The 21,703-nt window shown below is 67.1% G+C and carries 24 protein-coding genes, 1 tRNA gene and 1 pseudogene; 17 read left to right on the forward strand and 9 right to left on the reverse strand.

Features of this window, described 5'->3' with window-relative positions; translation table 11 throughout:
- Positions 1–2: 2 nt before the first annotated feature.
- From BRX43_RS12875 to BRX43_RS12910, 8 genes are all read left to right on the forward strand, one after another.
- Positions 3–524 (forward strand): tetratricopeptide repeat protein, encoded by a 522-nt coding sequence (locus BRX43_RS12875; protein WP_125995486.1) that lies wholly within the window; start codon positions 3–5, stop codon positions 522–524.
- Between the two features lie 135 nt (positions 525–659).
- The gene (locus BRX43_RS12880) at positions 660–2,729 is read left to right on the forward strand and encodes a S9 family peptidase (protein ID WP_125995488.1); all 2,070 of its coding nucleotides are present in this window, start codon (positions 660–662) and stop codon (positions 2,727–2,729) included.
- A gap of 48 nt (positions 2,730–2,777) precedes the next feature.
- Positions 2,778–3,503 carry a heme ABC transporter permease CcmC gene (ccmC, locus tag BRX43_RS12885; RefSeq protein WP_125995490.1) on the forward strand — a complete coding sequence of 242 codons (726 nt, stop codon included), beginning with the start codon at positions 2,778–2,780 and terminating at the stop codon, positions 3,501–3,503.
- A gap of 100 nt (positions 3,504–3,603) precedes the next feature.
- The gene (gene ccmE / locus BRX43_RS12890; protein ID WP_125995492.1) at positions 3,604–4,038 is read left to right on the forward strand and encodes a cytochrome c maturation protein CcmE; all 435 of its coding nucleotides are present in this window, start codon (positions 3,604–3,606) and stop codon (positions 4,036–4,038) included.
- Positions 4,035–5,957, forward strand: a complete 1,923-nt coding sequence (locus BRX43_RS12895) for a heme lyase CcmF/NrfE family subunit (protein ID WP_125995494.1) — start codon at positions 4,035–4,037, stop codon at positions 5,955–5,957. The genes ccmE and BRX43_RS12895 overlap by 4 nt, the downstream gene beginning before the upstream one ends.
- On the forward strand, positions 5,954–6,478 hold the full coding sequence (locus BRX43_RS12900) for a redoxin family protein (RefSeq protein ID WP_125995496.1): 525 nt from the start codon (positions 5,954–5,956) through the stop codon (positions 6,476–6,478). The genes BRX43_RS12895 and BRX43_RS12900 overlap by 4 nt, the downstream gene beginning before the upstream one ends.
- The gene (locus BRX43_RS12905; RefSeq protein WP_125995498.1) at positions 6,475–6,885 is read left to right on the forward strand and encodes a cytochrome c-type biogenesis protein; all 411 of its coding nucleotides are present in this window, start codon (positions 6,475–6,477) and stop codon (positions 6,883–6,885) included. The genes BRX43_RS12900 and BRX43_RS12905 overlap by 4 nt, the downstream gene beginning before the upstream one ends.
- An 11-nt stretch (positions 6,886–6,896) precedes the next feature.
- Positions 6,897–7,514: a hypothetical protein gene (locus BRX43_RS12910; RefSeq protein ID WP_241214938.1), complete on the forward strand. Its 618-nt coding sequence runs from the start codon at positions 6,897–6,899 to the stop codon at positions 7,512–7,514.
- A 13-nt stretch (positions 7,515–7,527) separates the two neighbouring features.
- On the opposite strand, the gene BRX43_RS12915 is transcribed toward BRX43_RS12910, so the two are convergent.
- Positions 7,528–7,746, reverse strand: a complete 219-nt coding sequence (locus BRX43_RS12915; RefSeq protein WP_125995502.1) for a DUF3072 domain-containing protein — start codon at positions 7,744–7,746, stop codon at positions 7,528–7,530.
- A gap of 304 nt (positions 7,747–8,050) precedes the next feature.
- On the opposite strand from BRX43_RS12915, the gene BRX43_RS12920 reads away from it, so the two are divergent.
- The 3 genes from BRX43_RS12920 (at position 8,051) to BRX43_RS12930 (ending at position 10,592) form a co-directional block, all read left to right on the forward strand.
- Positions 8,051–9,940, forward strand: coding sequence for a potassium transporter Kup (locus BRX43_RS12920; protein ID WP_241214945.1), 1,890 nt, complete (start codon positions 8,051–8,053; stop codon positions 9,938–9,940).
- The gene (locus BRX43_RS12925; RefSeq protein WP_125995506.1) at positions 9,937–10,461 is read left to right on the forward strand and encodes a 2'-5' RNA ligase family protein; all 525 of its coding nucleotides are present in this window, start codon (positions 9,937–9,939) and stop codon (positions 10,459–10,461) included. The genes BRX43_RS12920 and BRX43_RS12925 overlap by 4 nt, the downstream gene beginning before the upstream one ends.
- A 54-nt stretch (positions 10,462–10,515) precedes the next feature.
- Positions 10,516–10,592, forward strand: a tRNA-Met gene (locus BRX43_RS12930).
- Positions 10,593–11,185: 593 nt separating this feature from the next.
- On the opposite strand, the gene BRX43_RS12935 is transcribed toward BRX43_RS12930, so the two are convergent.
- Positions 11,186–11,584, reverse strand: coding sequence for a recombinase family protein (locus BRX43_RS12935; protein WP_125995508.1), 399 nt, complete (start codon positions 11,582–11,584; stop codon positions 11,186–11,188).
- Between the two features lie 270 nt (positions 11,585–11,854).
- Positions 11,855–12,919: an IS256 family transposase gene (locus BRX43_RS12945; protein ID WP_125995536.1), complete on the reverse strand. Its 1,065-nt coding sequence runs from the start codon at positions 12,917–12,919 to the stop codon at positions 11,855–11,857.
- Between the two features lie 416 nt (positions 12,920–13,335).
- Here BRX43_RS12945 and BRX43_RS12950 point away from each other — a divergent pair.
- Together BRX43_RS12950 and BRX43_RS12955 are read left to right on the forward strand one after the other, a co-directional pair.
- Positions 13,336–13,530: pseudogene (locus BRX43_RS12950) on the forward strand (type II toxin-antitoxin system RelE/ParE family toxin); the annotation flags it as partial.
- Complete coding sequence (locus tag BRX43_RS12955) at positions 13,530–13,832, forward strand: HigA family addiction module antitoxin (protein ID WP_125995510.1); 303 nt, start codon at positions 13,530–13,532, stop codon at positions 13,830–13,832. The pseudogene BRX43_RS12950 and the gene BRX43_RS12955, both read left to right, overlap by 1 nt.
- Positions 13,833–13,995: 163 nt before the next feature.
- On the opposite strand, the gene BRX43_RS20885 is transcribed toward BRX43_RS12955, so the two are convergent.
- Positions 13,996–14,487 carry a hypothetical protein gene (locus tag BRX43_RS20885; RefSeq protein ID WP_241214939.1) on the reverse strand — a complete coding sequence of 164 codons (492 nt, stop codon included), beginning with the start codon at positions 14,485–14,487 and terminating at the stop codon, positions 13,996–13,998.
- Between the two features lie 28 nt (positions 14,488–14,515).
- On the opposite strand from BRX43_RS20885, the gene BRX43_RS12965 reads away from it, so the two are divergent.
- Positions 14,516–15,892, forward strand: coding sequence for a transposase (locus BRX43_RS12965; RefSeq protein ID WP_125995538.1), 1,377 nt, complete (start codon positions 14,516–14,518; stop codon positions 15,890–15,892).
- A 585-nt stretch (positions 15,893–16,477) separates the two neighbouring features.
- Here BRX43_RS12965 and BRX43_RS12970 read toward each other — a convergent pair.
- On the reverse strand, positions 16,478–16,705 hold the full coding sequence (locus BRX43_RS12970; RefSeq protein ID WP_125995512.1) for a hypothetical protein: 228 nt from the start codon (positions 16,703–16,705) through the stop codon (positions 16,478–16,480).
- 401 nt (positions 16,706–17,106) lie between these two features.
- Between BRX43_RS12970 and BRX43_RS12975 the strand changes: the two genes are divergently transcribed.
- Positions 17,107–18,102 carry an integrase arm-type DNA-binding domain-containing protein gene (locus BRX43_RS12975; protein WP_241214940.1) on the forward strand — a complete coding sequence of 332 codons (996 nt, stop codon included), beginning with the start codon at positions 17,107–17,109 and terminating at the stop codon, positions 18,100–18,102.
- Positions 18,063–18,293 carry a hypothetical protein gene (locus BRX43_RS20890; protein WP_241214941.1) on the forward strand — a complete coding sequence of 77 codons (231 nt, stop codon included), beginning with the start codon at positions 18,063–18,065 and terminating at the stop codon, positions 18,291–18,293. The genes BRX43_RS12975 and BRX43_RS20890 overlap by 40 nt, the downstream gene beginning before the upstream one ends.
- On the opposite strand, the gene BRX43_RS12980 is transcribed toward BRX43_RS20890, so the two are convergent.
- Both BRX43_RS12980 and BRX43_RS12985 read right to left on the reverse strand, forming a co-directional pair.
- On the reverse strand, positions 18,246–18,737 hold the full coding sequence (locus tag BRX43_RS12980; RefSeq protein WP_125995514.1) for a hypothetical protein: 492 nt from the start codon (positions 18,735–18,737) through the stop codon (positions 18,246–18,248). The genes BRX43_RS20890 and BRX43_RS12980 overlap by 48 nt on opposite strands.
- Complete coding sequence (locus BRX43_RS12985; RefSeq protein ID WP_125995517.1) at positions 18,737–19,177, reverse strand: hypothetical protein; 441 nt, start codon at positions 19,175–19,177, stop codon at positions 18,737–18,739. The genes BRX43_RS12980 and BRX43_RS12985 overlap by 1 nt, the downstream gene beginning before the upstream one ends.
- A 124-nt stretch (positions 19,178–19,301) precedes the next feature.
- On the opposite strand from BRX43_RS12985, the gene BRX43_RS12990 reads away from it, so the two are divergent.
- On the forward strand, positions 19,302–19,442 hold the full coding sequence (locus BRX43_RS12990) for a hypothetical protein (RefSeq protein ID WP_206433204.1): 141 nt from the start codon (positions 19,302–19,304) through the stop codon (positions 19,440–19,442).
- A 351-nt stretch (positions 19,443–19,793) separates the two neighbouring features.
- Here the strand turns inward: BRX43_RS12990 and BRX43_RS12995 are convergent, their stop codons facing one another.
- Together BRX43_RS12995 and fdhD are read right to left on the reverse strand one after the other, a co-directional pair.
- Positions 19,794–20,534: a hypothetical protein gene (locus tag BRX43_RS12995; protein ID WP_125995519.1), complete on the reverse strand. Its 741-nt coding sequence runs from the start codon at positions 20,532–20,534 to the stop codon at positions 19,794–19,796.
- 322 nt (positions 20,535–20,856) lie between these two features.
- Positions 20,857–21,657 carry a formate dehydrogenase accessory sulfurtransferase FdhD gene (fdhD, locus tag BRX43_RS13000; protein ID WP_346962861.1) on the reverse strand — a complete coding sequence of 267 codons (801 nt, stop codon included), beginning with the start codon at positions 21,655–21,657 and terminating at the stop codon, positions 20,857–20,859.
- Between the last annotated feature and the right edge of the window lie 46 nt (positions 21,658–21,703).

A 21,703-nucleotide genomic window follows, 5' to 3' on the forward strand; every position in this document is an offset into this window, starting at 1 on the left:
TGATGTTCCGCCTGGAGACGATCATGCGCTTCTCGTCCGTCGCTCTGGCCGCTGCGCTGGCGACCGTCAGCCTCTCCGCGTCGCTCGGCGCGCAGCGGCCCGACGACCGGATCGACGCGCGCTCGCTGCAACTGCTCGAACAGGGCAAGGCGGAACGCGCCGCCGGTAAATATGACGCCGCGACCGACACGCTGGAGACGGCGGTGGCGGTCGATCCACGCAACCGCCAGGCGTTCGTCGTGCTGGCGCAGGTGGCGCAGGCGCGCGGCCTGCCCGGCAAGGCGATCCGCCTGTACCGCGAGGCGCTGTTGCTGGAGCCGGGCGACCGCCAGGCGCTGAAGGGGCAGGGCGACGCGCTGGTCGCCAAGGGCGCGATCGCGCAGGCGCGGGTCAACCTCGCCAAGCTGAAGACGTTGTGCAAGGGCGGCTGTCCCGAGGTGCAGGCGCTCGCCGCCGAGATCGCCAAGGGCCCGCCGATCACCACCGCGCAGGTCGCGCAGAAGGATGCGCCCAAGGCGGACTGAGCGGGTAGCCGCTCGCTTTCCACCCCCCGTGCCCTGGCCTCCGCCATCGAACGGGAAGGGGACGCCACCCCCCCCCATTGAGCGGCCGGCGATTGTTTGTAAGCTGCGGCGGTACATTCCTGCCGAAAGCCCCCGATGCCGCGATCGCTCCTGCTGCTCCTGTCCGCCACCCTCTTGTCGAGCGGGGTGCTGGCGGCCCCGCAACAGACCCAGACCGCCACGCCCGAGGCGACCCGGCCCGACCGACATTTCGGACCGCGCGACGCCTTCGCCCTGTCGCAGGCGAGCGATGTGCGGATCAGCCCGGACGGCAAGCGCATCGCCTATACCCGCGCGACCGGCGACATCATGACCGATGGCGACCGCCGCCAGGTCTGGCTGGTCGATGTCGCCACCGGGCGGCAGACGCCGCTGGGCGTGCCGGGCAGCGCGCGACCGCGTTGGTCGCCGGATGGGCAGCGGCTGGCCTATGCCGCCAGGGGGGAGGGCGACCGGCCGCAGATCTTCGTCCGCTGGCTGGCGAGCGGCACCGGCGCGGCGATCACCGCACTGCCCGAATCGCCGTCCGACATCGCCTGGTCGCCGGACGGGCGGATGATCGGCTTCACCATGTTCGTGCCGGGGGACGGAAGCCAACTCGGCACCCCGCTCGCCAAGCCAGAGGGGGCGCATTGGGCCGAGCCGATCAAGATCATCGACCAAGTCCATTACCGCGAGGACGGCGGCGGCTATCTGCGCCCCGGCTACAACCATGTCTTCGTCGTCTCGGCGGACGGCGGCGCGGCACGCCAGCTGACCTTCGGGCCGGAGGATGACGGCGGCAGCGTCGCCTGGACGGCGGACGGACGCAGCCTGCTGATCGCGGGGAATCACGGCAAGGACCCGGATCGCGATCCGATGAACAGCGACGTCTTCGCGGTCGATGCCGCGACCGGCGCCCTGCGTCGGCTGACCGACCGGCAGGGGCCGGACGAGGCGCCGGTCGCGTCGCCCGATGGCCGGCTGATCGCCTATGTCGGCTTCGCGGACAAGCTGCTCGGCTATCAGAACCGCCAGCTGTCGGTGATGAACGCGGACGGATCGGGCGCGCGGGTGCTGACCGCCGGGCTCGACCGCAGCGTCGACAACCCGCAATGGGCGGCGGACGGCCGCTCCATCTATGTCCAATATGCCGATCACGGCGTCACCAAAGTGGCGCGGGTCGGGCTGGACGGCCGGGTGACGACGGTGGCGGACGGCCTGGCCGGGGGCGAGCTGGACCGGCCCTATTCGGGCGGCGACTTCAGCGTCGCGCGGGACGGCGCCATCGCCTTCACCCAGGGCGACACGACGCATCCGGCCGATGTCGCGGTGACGCGCGGCGGCGGCTCGGCGAAGCGGCTGACCGATCTCAATCGCGAGTTGTTCGCGGGCAAGGCCTTGGCGCAGGTGCGACCCCTGGCGGTCACCTCCTCGGCGGGCGGCCTGCCGATCGACGCCTGGATGATGACGCCGCCCGATTACGACCCGGCCCGGCGATATCCGCTGATCCTGGAAATTCATGGCGGCCCCTTCGCCAGCTATGCGCCGGTCTGGTCGACCGACGACCAGCTCTATGCGGCGGCGGGCTATGTCGTCGTCTATGCCAATCCGCGCGGCTCGACTTCCTATGGCGAGGGCTTCGCCAATCTGATCCATCACAATTATCCGAGCAGCGACTACGACGACCTGATGAGCGTCGTCGACGCAGCGATCGCCACGGGGCCGGTCGATGCGAAGAACCTGTTCGTCACCGGCGGGTCGGGCGGCGGCCTGCTGACCGCCTGGATCGTCGGCAAGACCGACCGGTTCAACGCCGCCGTCACGCAGAAGCCGGTCATCAACTGGACCAGCGAGGTGCTGACCACCGACGGCTATACCAGCATGGCGCGCTATTGGTTCGGCAAGATGCCCTGGGAGGACCCGGAGCAATATTGGCGACGCTCGCCGCTCAGCCTGGTCGGCAACGTCAAGACGCCGACCGCCGTGGTGGTGGGCGAGGAGGACCATCGCACCCCGCCGGGCGAATCGGAGCAATATTACGCCGCGCTCCAGATCCGCTCGGTGCCGACCGTGCTGATCCGCGTGCCGAGCGCCAGCCATGGCGGCCTGGCCGACCGGCCATCGCAACTGGTCGCGAAGAACGCCGCGATCCTGGCGTGGTTCGACCGCTATCGGAAGCGGTGATGCCGGGGCGTGACGGACCGGTAAAGCTCGCGTAGGGAAGGCTTTGTCGTGACCACGCTCCACGCCTTCGCCAACCCCGCGCGCTTCCTGAAGGTGGCGAGGCCGTTGACGCCGATCCTGTTCTGGGCCGGCGTGCTGCTGGTCGCGATCGGCTGCTGGGCGGGGCTGACGCGGACGCCGCCCGACTATCTTCAGGGCGAGACGGTGCGGATCCTCTACATCCATGTCCCCGCCGCCTGGCTGGGCATGGGCGGGTGGAGCGGCATCGCGCTGTCGTCGATCGCGCTGCTGGTGTGGCGGCACCCGCTGGCTGGCATCGCCGCGCGCGCCATCGCACCGGTGGGCGCGGCCTTTGCCGCCCTGTGCCTGGTCACCGGATCGATCTGGGGCCGACCGACCTGGGGCACCTGGTGGCAATGGGACGGGCGGCTGACCTCGATGCTGCTGCTGTTCTTCGTCTATTGCGGCTATGTCGCGCTCGCTCGGGCCGATGCGGAGCGGGGGGGCGACGGACGCATCCCGGCGCTGTTCGGGATCGCCGGCACCGTGCTGCTGCCGATCATCCGCTATTCGGTGGTGTGGTGGAACACCCTGCACCAGGGGCCGAGCATCGGCCTGACTGGCTCCAGCATCGACGGCGCGATCCTGTGGCCGCTACCCTTCATGCTGATCGGCTTCACCGCGATCTTCGCCGCCATCGTGCTGATGCGGATGCGGACGCTGCTCGCCCGCGCCAAGGCGGAGGCGCGGATGCGCCGGATGGCGCGCGCATGAACCCCTGGCCCTTCGTCGTCGCCGCCTATGCGGTGACCCTGGGTGGCACGGCCGCCATCGCCTTCGCCGCCTGGCGCGCGATGCGCGACGCGGAGAAGCGATGACCGCCAAGAACCAACGGATGCTGCTGGTCGCGCTGGCGCTGGGGGCGGTGGCGCTCGCGGCGCTGCTCGCCCTGTCGGCGCTGAAGGATCAGGCCGCGTTCTTCTACGCGCCGTCCGACGTGGCGCGGCGGGCCCCGCCGCTCGACCGGGCGGTGCGGCTGGGCGGCATGGTCGCGGCCGGATCGGTGCGCCGCGCCGCCGATGGCGTGACCGTGCATTTCACCGTCACCGATGGCCGCGCGACCACGCCGGTCACCTATGCCGGCATCGTCCCCGACCTGTTCCGCGAGAAATCGGGCGTGGTGGCGGAGGGACGGTTCCTGCCGGGGGGCGGCTTCGTCGCGACCAACCTGCTCGCCAAGCATGACGAACGCTATATGCCGCCCCAGGTCGCCGGCGCGATGCACGAGACGAGGACGCTGGCGCAGTGATCGCGGAAGCCGGTTTCGCCGCCCTGTGGCTCGCCGCCGCGCTCGCCGCCCTGCAACTGGCGCTGGCGGCGCTCGGTCTGCGTCCGCGGGACGATGCGGAGGAACTGATGGCGGCGGTGCGGCCGGTCGCGATCGTGCAGGGCGCCTTGGCCCTGGTCGCGATGCTGCTGCTGATCCTGCTCTTCCTGCAATCCGACATGTCGGTGAAGCTGGTCGTGGAGAACAGCCATTCGGCCAAGCCGTGGCTGTATAAATTCGCCGGGGCCTGGGGCAATCACGAAGGATCGATGCTGCTCTGGGTCACGATCCTGGGGCTGGCGGGCGGTGCGGTGGCGCTGGTCGAGCGCCGGCTCGACATGCGCACGCTGACCGCGACGCTGGGCGCGCAGGCGGTGATCGCGCTCGGCTTCTATGCCTTCCTGCTCTTCGCCTCCAATCCCTTCGCGCGGGCCGAGCCGGCGCCGGCGGACGGGGCGGGGCTCAACCCGCTGCTCCAGGATCCCGGCCTCGCCTTCCATCCGCCGACCCTCTATGCCGGTTATGTCGGCCTGTCGGTCGCCTTCTCCTTCGCGGTGGGCGCGCTGCTGACCGGGCAGGTCGGGCGCGACTTCGCCCGCGCGATGCGGCCCTGGGTGCTGGGCGCGTGGATCTTCCTGACGCTCGGCATCACCGCCGGCAGCTACTGGGCCTATTATGAGCTGGGCTGGGGCGGCTGGTGGTTCTGGGACCCGGTGGAGAATGCCTCGCTGATGCCGTGGCTGGCGGCGACCGCGCTGCTCCATTCGGTGACGGTGCTGGCGACGCGCGACGGCCTGCGCGCCTGGACGGTGATGCTGGCGGTGGTCGCCTTCTCCATGTCGATGATCGGCACCTTCCTGGTCCGCTCCGGCATCCTCACCAGCGTCCATGCCTTTGCGGTCGATCCGACGCGCGGCGCCTTCATCCTGGTGCTGCTGGCGCTTTATATCGGCGGCGCGCTGCTGTTGTTCGGCCTGCGGGTCGGGACGGTGCGGCAGGGGCGGCTGTTCGAACCGGTCAGTCGCGAGGGCGGGCTGGTCGCCAACAACCTGCTGTTGTCGGTGATCCTGGGGATCGTGCTGATCGGCACGCTCTATCCCCTGGTCGCGGCCGGGTTCGGCGTGCAGCTGTCGGTCGGGCCGCCCTTCTTCAACAAGGCGGCGGGGCCGGTGGCGCTGCTGCTGGTCGCGCTGATGGGGTTGGGGCCGCTGCTCCGCTGGCGGCGCGACTCAGTGCAGGCGTTGTTGGTGCGCGCCACCTGGCCGATCGCCGCCACCGTCTTCGCCTTTGCCGGCCTGATCGTCTTCGCCATGCCGATCGGTATGTTCCCGCTGCTGGGCCTCAGTCTCGCCGCGGGGCTGGCGGTGGCGAGCGTCGCGCCGCTCTGGGGCCGCAACCTGCGCCGCACGCCGCTGTTCACCTGGGGCATGGTGATCGCGCATCTCGGCATCGCGGTGAGCATGGCCGGCATGGCCTGCGACGCGGCCTTCACCGCCGAGCGATTGATCGCGCTGCGGCCGGGCGACTCGACGCGGGTCGGCCCGTGGCGGGTGACGCTCGACGGCCTGTCGCCGGTGGTGGCGGACAACTGGTCGGCGGTGCAGGCGCGACTGACCGCCACCCGCGACGATGCGCGGCGCGAACTCTTCCCCCAGTCGCGGACCTTCACCACGCCGCCGACCACGACCAGCGAGAGCGCCATCGCGACCATGGCTGATGGCCAGCTCTATACGGTGCTCGGCCAGCCCGATGGCACCGGCCGCTGGCAGGTCCGGCTGTGGTGGAAGCCGTTCGTGACGCTGATCTGGTTCGGCGGCGTGCTGGTGGCGCTGGGCGGGCTCGTGTCTCTGGTCGGCCGCGTGCTGCCGCGCCGTCGCGCCGTGGCGGAGCCGGGCTGGTGAGGCGGCCGCTGCTTTGGGTGCCGTTCGCCGGCTTCCTGCTGCTGCTGCTGATCGTTGCGATCGGGCTGTTCCGGCCGGCCGACCGGGCCGTCCATTCGACGCTGATCGACCGGCCCCTGCCCGAATTCGCGGTCCGCCCGATCGTGCCGGGCAAGCCGGGCCTGGCCAAAGCCGATTTCACGGGGCGACCGCGCCTGCTCAACGTCTTCGCCAGCTGGTGCATTCCTTGCATCGCCGAGGCACCGCAGTTGCTGGCGTTGAAGCGCGCGGGCGTGCCGATCGAGGCGATCGCGATCCGCGACACGGGCGCGGAGGTGCAAGCCTTTCTGCGCCGCCATGGCGATCCCTATGAGCGGATCGGCGACGATCCGGCCAGCGCCACGCAGCTCGCTTTGGGGTCCTCGGGCGTGCCGGAGACGTTCCTGGTCGATGCCAAAGGCGTGATCCGCCGCCAATATATCGGTGACATCCGGGCCGACCAGGTTGCCGAGATCGTCGCGGCGGCGGAGGCCGCGCGATGACCCGGTCTTTGACCATCACGCTGTCGCTGCTGCTCGCTGCCCCGGTCCAGGCGCAGACCGCGACGCCCGCGCCGCTCGCCGACACGCAACTGCCCGATCCTTCGCAGGAGGCCCGGGCCAAGGCGCTGATGGAGACGCTGCGCTGCGTCGTCTGTCAGGGCCAGTCGATCGCCGATAGCGACGCGACCATGGCGGGCGACATGCGCGCGCTGGTCCGCACCCGCATCCGCGCCGGGGAACGGCCGGCGGCGATCCGGCAGTGGCTGATCGACCGCTACGGCAGCTATATCAGCTATGACCCGCCGCTGGAGGCCGCGACCTGGCCCCTGTGGCTCGCGCCGATCCTGTTGCTGGCGCTGGGCAGCTGGATCGCGCGCGGCAGCTTCCGCCGCAGCCGGGGGCGCTGATGGGCTGGGTCATGCTCCTGATACTGATGGTGGCGAGCGCGGTGGCGCTGGCGCTGCTCCATGTGCCGCGGCGGCTCTGGTCGCTGGTCGGCGCCGCGCTGATGCTGGGCGCGGCGGGCTATGCGTGGCAAGGCGCGCCGACGCTGCCCGGCCATCCGGTACAGGCCGATCGCGAGGCGCTGGTCAGCGATGCCGCGATCATCGACCTGCGCACCGACATGTTCGGCCGCTACGGGGCGGAGGGGGCGTATCTGACCGCCGCCGATGCGATGGCGCGCGTGGGATCGTCGCGATACGAGGTGGAGACGATCCTGGGGGCCCTGCGCGGCGCGCCGAAGAGCGTGCAGCTCTGGACGGCCCTGGGCGATGCGCTGGTCCGCCATGATGGGGGTCGGGTGTCACCCGCCGCGCGCTTGGCCTTCGACCAGGCAAACCGGCTCGATCCGCGCCATCCCGGTCCCTATTTCTTCCTGGGCATCGCGCTGGTGCGGAGCGGCGACCTTGCCGGCGCGGAGCGCTGCTGGACGCGGGCGCTGGAGCGGACGCACCCCCAGGCGAATTATCGCCCGGCGGTCGCGGAACGGCTGGCGATGGTGCGCCAGCTCATCGCCGCGACCGGCGGACGATAGGAGCGTCCGCGGCTTACTTGCCGCGTCCGGTCTTCTCCTGCAGCGCATCGATCCGCTTGGAGGCATCTGCCTTGGTCAGCGAGTCGTCGAATTCCTCGCCGGCTTCCTCGCTCAGCGTCTTCAGATAGCTGGCCTGCGCGCCGGTCATCGGCTCGTCGCCGGTGGTCCAGTCATTGGGGTCCTTCTCGGCGTTGGAGAAGGGTTCGCTCTTGGGATTGGCGGTGTCGGTCATGCTGGGTCCTTTCGCCGGCATCAACCTCTGCGTTCGTGCGATGTTCCGGTCGCAAGTCATGGTGGCAGCGTCATAAAATCTTCCGTGCTGAATGGTGACATGGATTGCCGTCGCAGGGAGGGACGGGCCCGGGCCGGGCATGTCCCGTTGCGGGTGCGGAGGAGCCATGCTAATCGCGCCGTCTGATGTCAGCGCTGGAAAGTGCGTTTTTCGCCATGAAATTCCTGATACGTTTCCCGGATCGATCGTACCGCCGGTGAGCACCGCCACCCCGAGCGCGATCGCGTCCGACCCCGCCGCCGTCGTGTCGCCGACCCACGGCCACCATCATCATCCCAAACAGGGCCTCGCCAAGCTGGCGCTGGGCGCGATCGGTGTCGTCTATGGCGATATCGGCACCAGCCCGCTCTACGCGATGAAGGAGGTGTTCGTCGGCCATCATCCGCTGACGGTCGACCAGCTCCATATCTTCGGCGTGGTCAGCCTGATCTTCTGGTCGCTGTTCCTGATCGTCACGGTCAAATATGTCCTGACCATCCTGCGTGCCGACAATAATGGCGAGGGCGGCAGCCTGGCGCTGCTCGCGCTGATTCAGCGGCGCAGCGGCGCGGGGCGGAAATGGGGCACCAGCCTGGTGATCCTGGGCGTGCTGGCGACCGCCTTGTTCTTCGGCGACTGCATGATCACGCCCGCCATCTCGGTCATGTCGGCGGTGGAGGGGCTGGCGACGGTCGAGCAGGGCTTCGACGCCTTCGTCATCCCGGTCTCGGTCGCGATCCTGGTCGGCCTGTTCTACATCCAGTCGAGCGGTACGGCGCGGGTCGGCAAGCTGTTCGGCCCGGTGATGCTGGTCTATTTCGTCGTGCTGACGCTGCTCGGCCTGATGCAGATCTTCGCCCGGCCCGAGGTGCTGCTGGCGCTCGACCCGCGCTGGGCGTTCCGCTTCGCCGCCGAGGATGGCGGCCTCGCCTTCCTCGCGCTCGGCTCGGTGGTGCTGGCGGTGACGGGGGCGGAGGCGCTCTATGCCGATATGGGTCATTTCGGCCGCCGCCCGATCGAGGTGGCGTGGCTCTATCTCGTCTTCCCGGCGCTGATGATCAACTATCTGGGTCAGGGCGCGCTGCTGCTCGCCTCGCCCAGCGCGGCGGAGAATCCCTTCTTCCTGATGGCCCCGGAAAGCTGGCGGCTGCCGTTGGTGATCCTGGCGACCATGGCGACCGTCATCGCCAGCCAGGCGGTCATCACCGGCGCCTTCTCGGTGGTGCAGCAGGCGGTGCAGCTCGGCCTGATGCCGCGCCTGCGCATCGAACATACCAGCGCGTCGGAGGCGGGGCAGATCTACATCCCGGTCGCCAACTGGACGCTGATGATCATGGTCGTGCTGCTGATCTTCGGCTTCCGCGAATCGTCCAACCTCGCGGCGGCCTATGGCATCGCCGTCACCGGCACGATGTTCATCAGCACCTGCATGGTCGCCGTGCTGATCAAGCGCGTGTGGCAATGGCCGACCTGGCTGGTGATCGTCGGCACCACGATCTTCCTGGCGATCGACGGCCTGTATTTCGCGTCCAACCTGACCAAGGTGCCGGACGGCGGCTGGTTCCCGCTGCTGATCGGCGTGATCGTCTTCACCGTGCTGACCACCTGGTCCAAGGGACGCAAGCTGATGATGGAGCGGCTGCGCGAGGATGCGATGCCGATGAAGGTCTTCATCGATTCGGCTGCCGCCTCCGCCACCCGCGTGCCGGGCACCGCCGTGTTCATGACCTCGACGCCCGACGGCGTGCCGCACGCGCTGCTCCACAATCTGAAGCACAACAAGGTGCTGCACGAGCGGATCGTGCTGTTGACCGTGAAGATCGCCGACCAGCCCTATTGGCCCGATGCCGACCGGGTGAAGAAGGAGACGCTGGGCGAGGGCTTCCACCGGATCGTGCTGCGCTTCGGCTTCATGGAGGAGCCGGACGTGCCGGCCGCGCTGAAACAGGCGGCGGGCTCGGAAAAGGCGTTCCGGATGATGGACACCAGCTTCTTCCTGTCGCGGCAGACGCTGCTGCCTTCCGACCGGCCGGGCATGGCGCTGTGGCGCGAGAAGCTGTTCGCCTGGATGCTGCGCAACGCGGAAGGCGCGATGGAATTCTTCCGCCTGCCGACCAACCGGGTGGTCGAGCTCGGCAGCCAGGTGGAGATTTGAGCGGGGAGGGGGCGTTCGTCCCAGCCCCCATCATCGTCACCGCGCTGTTCGGCCGTGCCGACCAGGGCTGGTTCGACGCGCAGCGCGCCGCCTATTTCCCGCCCGAACGCAATGTGCTGGCGGCGCATTGCACGCTCTTCCACCATTTGCCGCCGTCCAGCGCCGCCGAGCTGAAGCATCGCCTGATCCAGGCGACGCGGGGTGTGCGGGCGCCCGATGCGAAGGTCGGCGGCCTGATGTCGCTGGGCCGGGGGGTCGCCTATCGGATCGACTGCCCGATGCTGACCGGCATCCGCGCCGATCTGGTCGATGCCTTTGCCGGGATGCTGACGCCGCAGGATGCCGGCGGCTGGCGACCGCACGTCACCATCCAGAACAAGGTCGACCCCAAGGTCGCGAAGCTGCTGCTCGGCCGGTTGCAGGCGGAGTTCCAGCCGCGCCGGGTCGAGGTCGCGGGGCTGGCGGCCTGGTGGTATCGCGGCGGCCCTTGGGAATTGCTGTCGCGTCATTTGTTCGCTTGACGTCACCGACAAGCCTGCTAAACGCGCGCCTCCACGGTGGAGCCAACGCCTTATGGCGAAGTAGCTCAGCTGGTTAGAGCACGGGAATCATAATCCTGGGGTCGGGGGTTCAAGTCCCTCCTTCGCTACCATCTCCACCGACTTGCTCGGTCCCCTCCGGGGGGCCGAGCTGGAACCTCCAGTCGCCAAGGCGACGACAGATCCCAGCGACGATATGACTTCAATCGACCATTCGTCCGCATTGAGCGGGCGCAGGGTCACACCCGCGATGATGTCGCGGATACTGGCGACGACCTTGGCTGATTCGGCGGTGTCGCTGCCGAGGTGGCTGGCAAGCGTGCGAATGCGCTTCCGATAAGTCTCGACGATCTCCGGATTGAGCGCGATGACGCCGTCCGCAGCCTCCTCCTCGCGCTGACGCTTCAGCGCCTCCCGCTCTGCCTTTCTGGCGAGGAGCGCTTCCCGAATCTCCACAAATTCCGTCGCGCCGCTGGCGATCGCCGCCACCAAGCGTTCGATGACCTTGTCCAGCTTGGCGATCTGCCGGTCCAGGGCGGCGGCATTGCGCTTCAGATCGCGCGAGTGTTCCGCCATCGCGTTATGATAGCTCTTGACCAGACGCGACACCGCCTCTGGTGCCAAAAGGCGGTCAGCGAGGCCAGCCACCACGCGCTTCTCCAGCTCCGCGCGGGGGATCGTGCGGCGAAGCGTGCAGGTCCCGGCCTCACGGGCGCGCGAACAGCCAATTCGGCTGTTGGTGGTGACGATCATCGATCCGCCGCATTCGCCGGCAGGTGATGAGGCCGGTCAGGAGGTAGCGCGGGCGGGGGCGCGCGTTCAGCGGCACCATGGCGTGCGACTCGGCTATCTCCCACGCCCTCCGCCAGGACTCTTCGTCGACGATTCGCAGGTCCGGCACCTCCATCCAGACACGCTCGCCGTCCGCACTGGGGCGGGATATGCGACGGCGCGTCTCGGGATCGCGCTTCATGGTCACGCGATTGTAGAGGTAGCGTCCGACGTAGATCGGATTGCGCAGGACGCCGAGGCCACGGGCTGGCGATCCCGTGATCGTCGAGGCGCGCCATTCCCCGCCGCGGGGGGGAGGGGATCTTGTCGGCATTCAGCCCATGCGCGATTTTCTTGGGTGATATGCCGGCGATGTACTCGGCATAGATTCGTCGGACGACGGCCGCCTGATCCGGATCAATTCGCCGAAGGCCCCGCTCCGGCTCTCCTCGCGCGTCGAGCTGGTGGACGACCTGATAGCCATAGGCGAGGCCACCCGGTACGCGGCCGCGCGCGACGGTGCCGCGCTGGCCGCGGTTGCGCCCCGCAGGGTGGTGTAGCTGAGGCGGCGTAGCCGCGCCGATCTCCGGTCAGGCCGGGCTGGTCAGGCTGCCATGGCTGGCAGCGCGACGGCGGGATCATCGCTCAATTGCGCGACGCTTTCCAGCGTCATGTAGCGTCCTCGCTGGACGGCCCATTCACCGTTCTGCTCGAGCAGCAGCGCACCGACGAGGCGGGTGATGGCGTCCTCGTTGGGAAAGATGCCGACGACGCCGGTGCGGCGCTTGATCTCGCCGTTCAGGCGTTCGAGCGGATTGGTCGAATGCAGCTTGGTGCGATGCTGCGGCGGGAACGACATATAGGCCGAGACGACGCGGCGCCCGCTCTTGCCGGCATGGGCCATGGCGTTGCGCGCGAAATGAACGCGGCACCGCTGCCATGTGGCGCTGAACACGCGCGAGACGGCCGCCTTGATGCCCTCGTGCGCGTCCGAGATGACGAGCTTCACGCCGCGCAAGCCGCGCCGCGCGAGGCTCCGCAGGAAGTCCGTCCAGAACGTCTCGGCCTCCGACGCGCCGATCGCCATCCCCAGGACCTCGCGCCGGCCGTCGCCGTTCACGCCGACCGCGATGGTCACCGCGACCGAGACGATGCGGCCGGCCTGGCGCACCTTCAGGTACGTCGCGTCGACCCAGACACAGGGCCAGTCGCCTTCGATGGGCCGGTCGAGGAATGCCTTCACGCGCACGTCGATCTCCTCGCACAACCGGCTCACCTGGCTCTTCGAGATACCGCTCATCCCCATCGCCTTGACCAGATCGTCGACCGAGCGGGTCGAGATGCCCTGGATATACGCCTCCTGCACAACGGCAGTCAGCGCCTTCTCGGCGAGGCGGCGCGGTTCGAGGAAGGCCGGAAAATAGCTGCCGGTCCGCAAACGCGGGATGCGCAGTTCCACCGTTCCGGCCCGCGTCTCCCAATCCCGCTCGCGATAGCCGTTGCGTTGGGCGAGCCGGTCGCTGCTCTTCTCGCCGTAGCCGGCGCCGGTCAGGTTACCCACCTCCAGGTCCATCAGCCGCTGCGCGGCAAAGCCGATCATCTCGCGCAGGAAATCCGCATCCGCGCTCTTTCCCACCAGCGCCTGCAGGTTCATCCTATCGTCGGTCATCGGGGTCTCCGTGGGTTGAGTGTCGTAACCCAAACCTATCCGAAGATCGCCGATGGCCACCCCTCAGCTACACCACCCTGCGGGGCGCAACCCTCGCACAATACGGGTAGCGACCTTTACAGTGGCTCCGCGATCCTTCGGGCCCTTGATCTAAGCCGTGAAGCGGGTGGTTGGGGTACATCCGACCGTGACCGCACCTCCATTGGAAGGGAAATGGAGGACGCTGCGGAGGATGTGGCCACCGTTCAATCGTTAAGCTTGACATCGTGCAGTTCTGTCGCCCGTCACTTGACAGGCGACGGGTCAGAAGCTATTTGGCTGACCATGGAAATCGAGAGCATTGACACGCGGCGCGGCGGCGCTTCGCTGAAACGGGCAACGCTCGCGGTCTCGACAGCAAATCGGTCGATCGCCTCAGCCGCATGCTCCTCTTTCTGGACAGCGCGTCGTCTGTCGAGGCTCTCCGAGCACCACCCAATTATGGCGCTCACCAGTTGACCGGAGATCGCGCTGGCACCTGGTCGCTTACCGTCACTCGCAATTGGCGCATGACATTCCAGGTAAATGCCGATGGCGCGATCGTTGATCTCGATCTGGAGGATTATCACTGATGGCTATCCGTCTCCATGCCAGCCACCGCATCCATCCGGGTCGCTGGCTCGCCACCGAGATCGTCGAGGCTCATGGCCTTTCGGTCAGTGATGCGGCTTCGCGACTGCATGTCACACGACAGGCCCTCAGCGCCCTGCTGAACGGCAAGGCGGACTTGTCGCCGACCATGGCGATCCGTTTCGAGAAGGTGTTTGGCATAGATGCCGAGACGACGCTGCGTATGCAGTTGTCGTGGGACATCCGGCAGGCGCGCGAGCATCAGGACGAGATCATCGTCGAGCGGAGCTTGGTTGCGGTTTGACCGTAACCGGACTGGGGTACGGCTGGGGTACATCTGATCGCGACGGCCCCTCCATAGGAGGGGAAATGTCATACGCGGCGGACGATCTCTCCGCCGCGAATGTCTGAGATTGGGAGGGGAGCGGAAGGTCGGCTTTCCGGCACAAAGCTTCGAAAGCCGACTTTTAGCCGAGCTTCGTCAACGCCTCGATCGTTTCATCGTGCGTGGGTGGTCTGCTGTCATCTTCTACGAAGTGAACTGCGTCCCGAACGGCATCGTCCGCGAAGTCAAAGTCGTCGCTCATGATGATACAATCTGCGACGTAGTTCGCGAGTCGAAACGGCAATCGCCCATCGGCTATAGCCGCGAGCAGCCGCCGTGCGCCTTCTCTCGTCACCTCGACGGGCGGCCCATCAGTGATGAGGATATAGCCGTTCTCACCCGCTCGGAAAGCCGCCTCGCAGGCATTCACTTCGGTAGCGATGTCATCAACCAGCACCTCCGGCGATAGAACGCCGTTCAAAAATCCTACGAGGGTCACATGCTCCATAGGAGCAGCGTGCATCGGTGAACGAAAGTCCGCAATCAGGAACCGTAGGAGTGGCTCTGAAGGGCCAATAATGGGTGATTGTGTTGAAAAAGGCTGGCTTGCAGTAGTGTCGGTGGTCTGATTCAATTGCCTTGAGGTGAGCGGAGACGGGCCGATGATGGGCGAGCGGACGGTAGCGCAGGAGGCACTGTTCTACAGCTTCAGCCTGGAGGGGCACGTGCCGGGGGATCATCTGCTGCGCTCGATCGACCGGTTCGTGGATCTGTCGGTCATCCGCGAGGAGCTGAAGCCCTTCTACAGTGACATGGGTCGCCCCTCGATCGATCCGGAGCTGATGATCCGGATGCTCATCATCGGCTATTGCATGGGTATCCGGTCCGAGCGGCGGCTGTGCGACGAGGTGCATCTGAACCTGGCCTATCGCTGGTTCTGCCGACTGGATCTGGACGGCGACGTGCCCGACCATTCGACTTTCTCGAAGAACCGGCACGGGCGCTTCCGCGACAGCGACCTGTTGCGCCGGTTGTTCGAGACGACGGTCGCGCGCTGCATGGCCGAGGGGCTGGTGGGCGGCGAAGGGTTCGCGGTCGACGCCAGCCTGATCCGCGCCGATGCCAACCGCCAGACCGGCGGGCCGGGAAGCGACGGCGTACCACCCGACGCCGACAGCCGTGCGGTCCGCGAGTATCTGGCGGTTCTCGACGATGCAGCGTTCGGCGCAGCGACACCGGTGGTGCCAAAGTATCTGGCGCCGGCCGATCCGGCATCGCGCTGGACCAGCGCGCATCGCGGGCCGGCCTTCTACGCCTACTCGACCAACTACCTCATCGACCTCGACCACGCCGTCATCATGGACGTGGAGGCGAGCACCGCCGTACGCCAGGCCGAGGTGACCGCGTGCAAGCGCATGATCGCGCGCGTGCAGGAGCGCTTCGGCGTCTGGCCCGAGCGACTGGCCGCCGACACCGCCTACGGCTCGGCCGAGATGCTCGCCTGGCTGGTCCACGAACGCGACATCCAGCCGCACACCCCGGTGTTCGACAAGTCGGCCCGCCGCGACGGCACGTTCGAACGCGATGCCTTCACCTGCGACCATGACGACGACAGCTACGTCTGCCCTGGCGGCAAGCGCCTTCGCCCCAGGAACCGCAACTTCGCGACCGCCCGGGGCGATGTCGGCCAGGACGGCTTCATCCGCTACCGCGCGCGACAGCAGGACTGCGGCGGCTGCGCCCTGCGGGAACGCTGCACGCCCAATATGCCGGCGCGAAAGGTCACCCGCTCGATCCACGAAGGGGCTCGCGACCTGGCCCGCGATATCGCCACCACTGACGCCTACGTCACGTCTCGCCGTCAGCGAAAGGAGGTCGAGATGCTGTTCGCGCACCTCAAGCGCATCCTGAAGCTCGACCGATTGCGCCTGCGCGGTCCAAACGGTGCCAGGGACGAGTTCCATATGGCAGCCACCGCCCAGAACCTCCGCAAGTTGGCCAAGCTCATCCCGATGCCGGTACAGCCGCTACCCGTCTGAGGCGGTCAGCGGCTTCCGGCGCAAACCAGCCCCCAATTGTCTCCGCGCCAGACGCCGACTTCTTCAACACAATCGGGCGCGAGCGGACCGCAGGTATGCCCGCTCCTGCTCAGCGTACATCGGCCTAAGAAACGGTTAGAAATGCGCCACTGCGGCAGAGTGTATCTCCGCCGCCTCTCACTCATATTTGCCTCGTTTGGAACGGATTTTCGCAGGATTTGCCATTTCCATCGCCGCAGCGTCTGCTTCAGCCTTGGTAGCGAATAGGATCGCAAGCCACTGCTTTTCGCTAGCGGAATAAAGCCCCCAGGAGTCGGGTCGTGAGGGATCAGCATATCGGTGTGCTTCATATCCGTGACTATGAGGCATAAAACCGCTCCAACAGCGCTCAGCTATATAGCCTCATAGGTACGTCCCTCGGAGCACGGCGGATGCAGAGAACTGGCGAATGCCAGCATTCGTGCTTTCGGGCATAGACGGACGTGGAGTATCCCCGACGCTATTCGGGGTACATCGGTCGGGGGAACAGCACAGAATTGCGATGCTGCGGCGGAGGGTATCTCAGCCGCGGTAATAGCGTCAACGTTATCGAGCGTTTACAGCGGTAGCCACGGTCGTGTGGGACATGCGTGCCCGACGACGCTCAAGTTCTTGCCACTTGGAAACCTGTCCGCGATTCTTGGCAACTGCAATCTGTTCCTGCGTGCGCTTCTTTTCCAAGACGCCTAAGCCGACAGAGCCACCCAACGCGATCGCTGCGCAGCCTATCGTCATGACTCCCATGATGCGGCGCTCTTTGCTGGTTCCGCTCATCACCATCTCCTTACCGCTGAAACGCGAGCCTGCAGGGTATCTGCGCATCGTTCGGGAACAGTCGATCCCGCGCGACACTTACAATCGACTTTATTGTTGGTGACGCAACCCACGTAGGACGCTTTGGTTCAGCCGCGTCGCGGCATGTGTACATTCGTGCTTTCGGGCGGAAAACGTCGGGGGATCACCCACCGAGCCCGAGAACAATTCGTGCTTTCGAGTAGGAATTCGTCGGCGGGCGGCGCCACCCGCCGACGATGAAAGGGGCCGGTAAGGCGGCCCTATAACCGCCGGCCTGGGGCCTCGCGAGCGGACCAGGACGTGTCTCGGCCCCAGCGCTCCGCTGGGTATGCCGCCAGCCTAGCGCGCCGCGATCGGTGCGCCCATCCCATGAGGTATCGATGCTGACCATCGCGGCCGTGAAGGCAGCGCGGACGAAGCCGCGCGCCTACAAGATCTACGACGAGCGCGGGCTGTTCCTGTTCGTCGCGCCGTCCGGCCTGAAATCCTATCGGCTGCGCTTCCGCTTCGGCGGCAAGGAGCAGCTCCTCGTCATCGGCAGCCATCCCGAGGTGACTTTGGACCAGGCGCGCGATCGGCGCGATGCGGCGCATGAGCAGATCGCGCGTGGCGAGGACCCGCGCGCGGCTGATCGCACGTCGGCCGGCGCCCGGACCTTCGATCAGGCGGCGCGCGCCTGGCACGCGCTGCGCGTGCCGGACTGGACGCCGATCCATGCCGGCGACGTGCTGGTGAGCCTGGAGCGCGACGCCTTCCCGGCGATCGGCGCGCTGCCGCTCGGCGAGGTGACGCGGCCGCAGGTGCTGGCGCTGCTCCGCGCGATCGAGGCGCGCGGCGCGAAGGAGACGGCGCGCCGCATCCAGCAGCGGATCTCCTGCGTCTTCAAGCTGGCGATGTCCGAGGGCTGGTGCGACATCAACCCGGCCGGCGAGGTGACGGAGGGCCTCGCCAAGGCGCGCGCGGGCGGCCGCCACCCGGCGATCGTCGACGCGGCCGAGCTGCGCGACCTGCTCGCGGCCGTCGACGCGCTGCGCGCCGCGCCCGTCGTCGTGCTGGCGTCGCGGTTCCTGGCGCTGACCGCCGTCCGCCTCGGATCGCTGCGCGGCGCACGCTGGGACGAGATCGAGGTTCTCGACGGCGCCGAGCCGGTCTGGCGCGTGCCGGCGGCGCGGATGAAACTCTCGGCCGAGAAGAAGCTCGACCCGGCGAACGATCACCTGGTCCCGCTGTCGCCGGCGGCCGTCACGGTGCTGCGGCGTGTTCGTGCTATCGCGGACGCTTCGCGGCTGATCTTCCCGGCCGGCGGCGGCACCGCGCCGGTTATGCCGGCCGGCATGTGCCGCATGGCTGGCGGGCGAGCTTCTCGACGATCCTGAACGAGCAGATGCCGGACCAGCGCGGCACGATCGACCGGGCGCTGGGCCATGCCGGCGGCGGCAAGGAGGCCAAGGCGCTGGAGATCAATGTCGCGGTGGAGGGGGCCTATGATCGCTCCCTCCACCTGGCTCCCCGGCGCGCTTTATTTAACTCCTGGGCAGATTTTTTGTTGAATGATCGCGTCGAATGAGACCGGATCAACCATGCGCGCGTCTTCCATCCCGGCAACAGTCGCTGCCGCAAACAACGTCGCCTCCCAGCTTTCAGATGTTTGACTTGCGTTCACCAGCAGATCGCTAATCGAATCAAGTAGCGTATCATCAAGAAATTCAGCAAGCCACCAGAGGCGTACAAAAATGGCAAATCCGTCGTCTGGCCTTGCAGTCAACAATGTATGCCAAACTGCCTCTAGTTCCAAAAGTGCAGGATTGGAGAAGCTGACTGTGCCGACACCCATATGTTCGTTCATCACACCTGCCAGGTGGACGTCCGCAGGACGAATGGTATATGGAATGTTCCAGATTTGATGGCGGACGGGCCAAAAGATTGGCAAGCCCACTTTCAAGGCCTCTACGTCGACAATCGGCAGCGGTGGAACCCGACGTGACTTCAACTGCTTCGAAGGCTTTCGCATTACACTTTCCCTGTCAGTGACTGCTCGTCCCGCATAATCGCCTGCTCCCAGCGATCACGGCCGCCATCGACCTTCCGCAGCTTCTGCTTGAGGCGCAAGGCCCCGATGGTGGGGGCCGGGGTCGCCATCAGGCGGTCGATCGCCTTCACAAGCGACAGTTGCGCGCGCGCCGCTTCGGCCGCTTCGGGCAGGTCGAAGCGCCAGTGGACGATCTCCGCCGCGCGAAGCATGTGAGTGCAATGCTCGCGATACGCCTGGGCGGCATAATAGCCGTGCTGGGCCAGCCGCCAGCGCCGTTCGCGCGCGTCGCGGACTTCGCGCGCGTCGCGGACTTCGCGCGCGAAGCGGCGGTTCGCATGTGGGTCGATAGCGTCGGTGATCGGCGCTAACAATTTGGCAATGAACGGGGATGGTGTAAAAGAATGGGCAGCTTGAACCACGGGTATCCTCCGAGGCTTAAGTCAGGAGCGAAAGAGCGGGCCAACGCCCTTTCGCTCCGGCATTGATGGCGCTAAAAATACACGGCGACGGGGTCGTCCGCGCGTAGACAGTGAGGCCGTCAACGTGCGTCTGTCCCGTGATGACCTCGCCCTTCTCGATAATTGGATCGAGGCAGCTACGGACGCGCCGACCCGCCCAGAGGCGATCCGTCGTTTGATCCGAGAGGCTATTGCCGAGGGGCTCCCCCGCACATGCGGGGATTGACCAAGGGCAAGGTCGTCTGGCGGTAAGCGGACGGCGGCTCCCCCGCACATGTGGGGATTGACCGATCGCCCAGACGATAAAGGTCGTACAGCACGGACTTCCCCCGCCCAAGCGGGGACGACACTGACCAACGGATCGTGCGCTCCCACCTGACGGGAAGCGTCGCGATCCGCCCCCTGTCCCCCCTGATAGCCCCGGGGCGGCGAACGCCGCCACGTCCCGACCGCCGGGTCTGGGCGATCGGGTGCGTGGGGTGCGCCATTTCGGCGATGGGGGGACTTTCAAACTGCCGTCGCGAAGCGACTCTTCTCATCCTTAAACTTGGAAACCCATACAGGCTTAGACAAAATGTCACCCCGGTGGTGCGTTTCGCGCCAGGCGGGTGGCAAAGGCGATGGCCTCCGCTTCGCGGGCGGCATAGTCAGGGGAGGGCTTCACCTTGGCGGCGGCAAGGGCGGCGATGCACCGCGCCCAGCCGACGGGGTTCAGCGCGGCCGGGATGCGGCATTTGGGCTTGTCGCGCTTCACCAGTAGCGTGCGCTTGGGAGGCTTGCCCTCTTTCGCGTCGCGACTCTCACGGGCGTATCGCTCCCGCTTCAGTCGGGCGAGCGTCTGCTCAAAGGCGGCGTACAGCTCCGGCGCTTTGCATTTCATCCTGTCCGGGATGAAACAGTAGATATCGCTGATCTGGATTTCCCGGTCGACGCCGGGTGCTTTCTCCAGCCCCGTCTTGATCGATCGGTGGACGTAGGTGAGCACCCCAACGGCTGCCAATTTCTTCTTGAGCCGCTGCCACTGTCTTGAATCATAACCGCTGAGGGCGGCGATCTGGCTGTTCGCCAGGTCGTTGGTTCCGGTGAAGTAGTCGAAGCCGTGACGGGGATCGAACAGGACCTTCATCATGGCGATCGCGGCCGGCGAGAAGATGCCTAGAAAATACCGAAAGGTGCCAGCGGTTGCGACCCGCGCCTCCTCCATGGTCACCAGCAGCGCCTTTATGGTCAGGCGTGCGCTTTCGAGCGTGCCGTCGCCACCGGGCTGTGCCTGGATCAAGGCCTGCGGGCTGTCGATGTCATAGGTGTTGCGCCACACACGGCTGAGGCCGCGTTGGCGTGGAATGGAGGGCTAATAGGCAAGCGACATCGTGTCGGCTCCCGGCATGGGAAGTCGATGGGCGCACGAAAGCGCCGGCCGAAATGCGGTTCTCGGTCGTCGCTCATGCAGGGTGGAACGCGCCTCACCAGGCGCAGGATCGGATCAACCGATCGCTACGGGGGTGCCTTGTTCCTGATGTCGTGATTCGGGCCGCTATCAGCGGCCCGGGGCTTCAAACCTTAAGGGACCGAGCCGGTCGATCGTGATGGAAGCGATCCTTCGCTACCACCGTGGCCTTTTCCTCAGGCCGGATCGCGCATCACGCGTCTCCTGAAATCCCAAAACATTCATAGGGATCGTTCGCGATCAACAGGCTGTCGCCGCGCGCCAGCGCGGCCAGCGTCAGGTCGTGCGCGGCGGCGTGGTCGATCGCCAGCGTCGTTGGTGCGGATATGCCGACCAGCAGCGGCGCGCGCGCGACCAGCGCCTTGTCGACCATCTCGAAGCTGATTCGCGAGGTGACGAGCAGGAAGCCGTCGACCGCCCGACCGCGGATCGCCAAATCGCCGACCAGCTTGTCGAGCGCATTGTGGCGGCCGACATCCTCGAAGGCGGCGAGGATATGTCCCTCCCGGTCGCAGGCGGCGGCGGCATGGACCGCGCCGGTCGCGGCGTTGAGCGGCTGATGCGCGCGCAAGGCCGCCAATGCCGCGAACAGAGCCTCCGGCGTCACTCGCGGCCGGGGCGCGGGCAGGGCGGGGCGGCGGAGTTGCTCCAGTCCGGCGATGCCGCACAGGCCGCAGCTCGTATCGCTGGTGCGATGCCGCACGCGATCATGGATACGGCCGCGACATCGTTCCGACAGCGCGACGCGGACGATCCAGCCCGCCTCGGCCTCGAACGGCTCGACCGCCACCACATCGGCCGGCTCATCGGCCAGCCGCTCGGTCAGCAGGAAGCCGGTGGCGAAGGCCGTCAGGTCCGCCGGGGTCATCATCATCACCGCATAGCCCAGCCCGTCAACCTCGATCGCGACGGGCGCCTCGATCGCGACCTGGCGTTCGCCGGGGGCGATGCGGTCGGGGCGGACGATGCGGATGGGGCGGGTCTGGGTGGTCATGGACATTTCCGGCGCAATTCCTTCCCCGGCGGGGAGGAGTGAAGGG

The sequence above is a fragment of the Sphingomonas sp. S-NIH.Pt15_0812 genome, assembly GCF_003951315.1.
Lineage (GTDB): Bacteria > Pseudomonadota > Alphaproteobacteria > Sphingomonadales > Sphingomonadaceae > Sphingomonas.

Excerpts from the sequence above, each read along its gene's own strand:
- BRX43_RS12875 (WP_125995486.1), top strand. The coding sequence starts at position 3 with ATGTTCCGCCTGGAGACGATCATGCGCTTCTCGTCCGTCGCTCTGGCC.
- BRX43_RS12880 (WP_125995488.1), top strand. The coding sequence starts at position 660 with ATGCCGCGATCGCTCCTGCTGCTCCTGTCCGCCACCCTCTTGTCGAGC.
- ccmE (WP_125995492.1), top strand. The coding sequence starts at position 3,604 with ATGACCGCCAAGAACCAACGGATGCTGCTGGTCGCGCTGGCGCTGGGG.
- BRX43_RS12905 (WP_125995498.1), top strand. The coding sequence starts at position 6,475 with ATGACCCGGTCTTTGACCATCACGCTGTCGCTGCTGCTCGCTGCCCCG.
- BRX43_RS12910 (WP_241214938.1), top strand. The coding sequence starts at position 6,897 with ATGCTCCTGATACTGATGGTGGCGAGCGCGGTGGCGCTGGCGCTGCTC.
- BRX43_RS12915 (WP_125995502.1), bottom strand. The coding sequence starts at position 7,746 with ATGACCGACACCGCCAATCCCAAGAGCGAACCCTTCTCCAACGCCGAG.
- BRX43_RS12935 (WP_125995508.1), bottom strand. The coding sequence starts at position 11,584 with ATGCCGACAAGATCCCCTCCCCCCCGCGGCGGGGAATGGCGCGCCTCG.
- BRX43_RS12945 (WP_125995536.1), bottom strand. The coding sequence starts at position 12,919 with ATGACCGACGATAGGATGAACCTGCAGGCGCTGGTGGGAAAGAGCGCG.
- BRX43_RS12955 (WP_125995510.1), top strand. The coding sequence starts at position 13,530 with ATGGCTATCCGTCTCCATGCCAGCCACCGCATCCATCCGGGTCGCTGG.
- BRX43_RS12965 (WP_125995538.1), top strand. The coding sequence starts at position 14,516 with ATGATGGGCGAGCGGACGGTAGCGCAGGAGGCACTGTTCTACAGCTTC.
- BRX43_RS12970 (WP_125995512.1), bottom strand. The coding sequence starts at position 16,705 with ATGAGCGGAACCAGCAAAGAGCGCCGCATCATGGGAGTCATGACGATA.
- BRX43_RS12975 (WP_241214940.1), top strand. The coding sequence starts at position 17,107 with ATGCTGACCATCGCGGCCGTGAAGGCAGCGCGGACGAAGCCGCGCGCC.
- BRX43_RS12980 (WP_125995514.1), bottom strand. The coding sequence starts at position 18,737 with ATGCGAAAGCCTTCGAAGCAGTTGAAGTCACGTCGGGTTCCACCGCTG.
- fdhD (WP_346962861.1), bottom strand. The coding sequence starts at position 21,657 with ATGACCACCCAGACCCGCCCCATCCGCATCGTCCGCCCCGACCGCATC.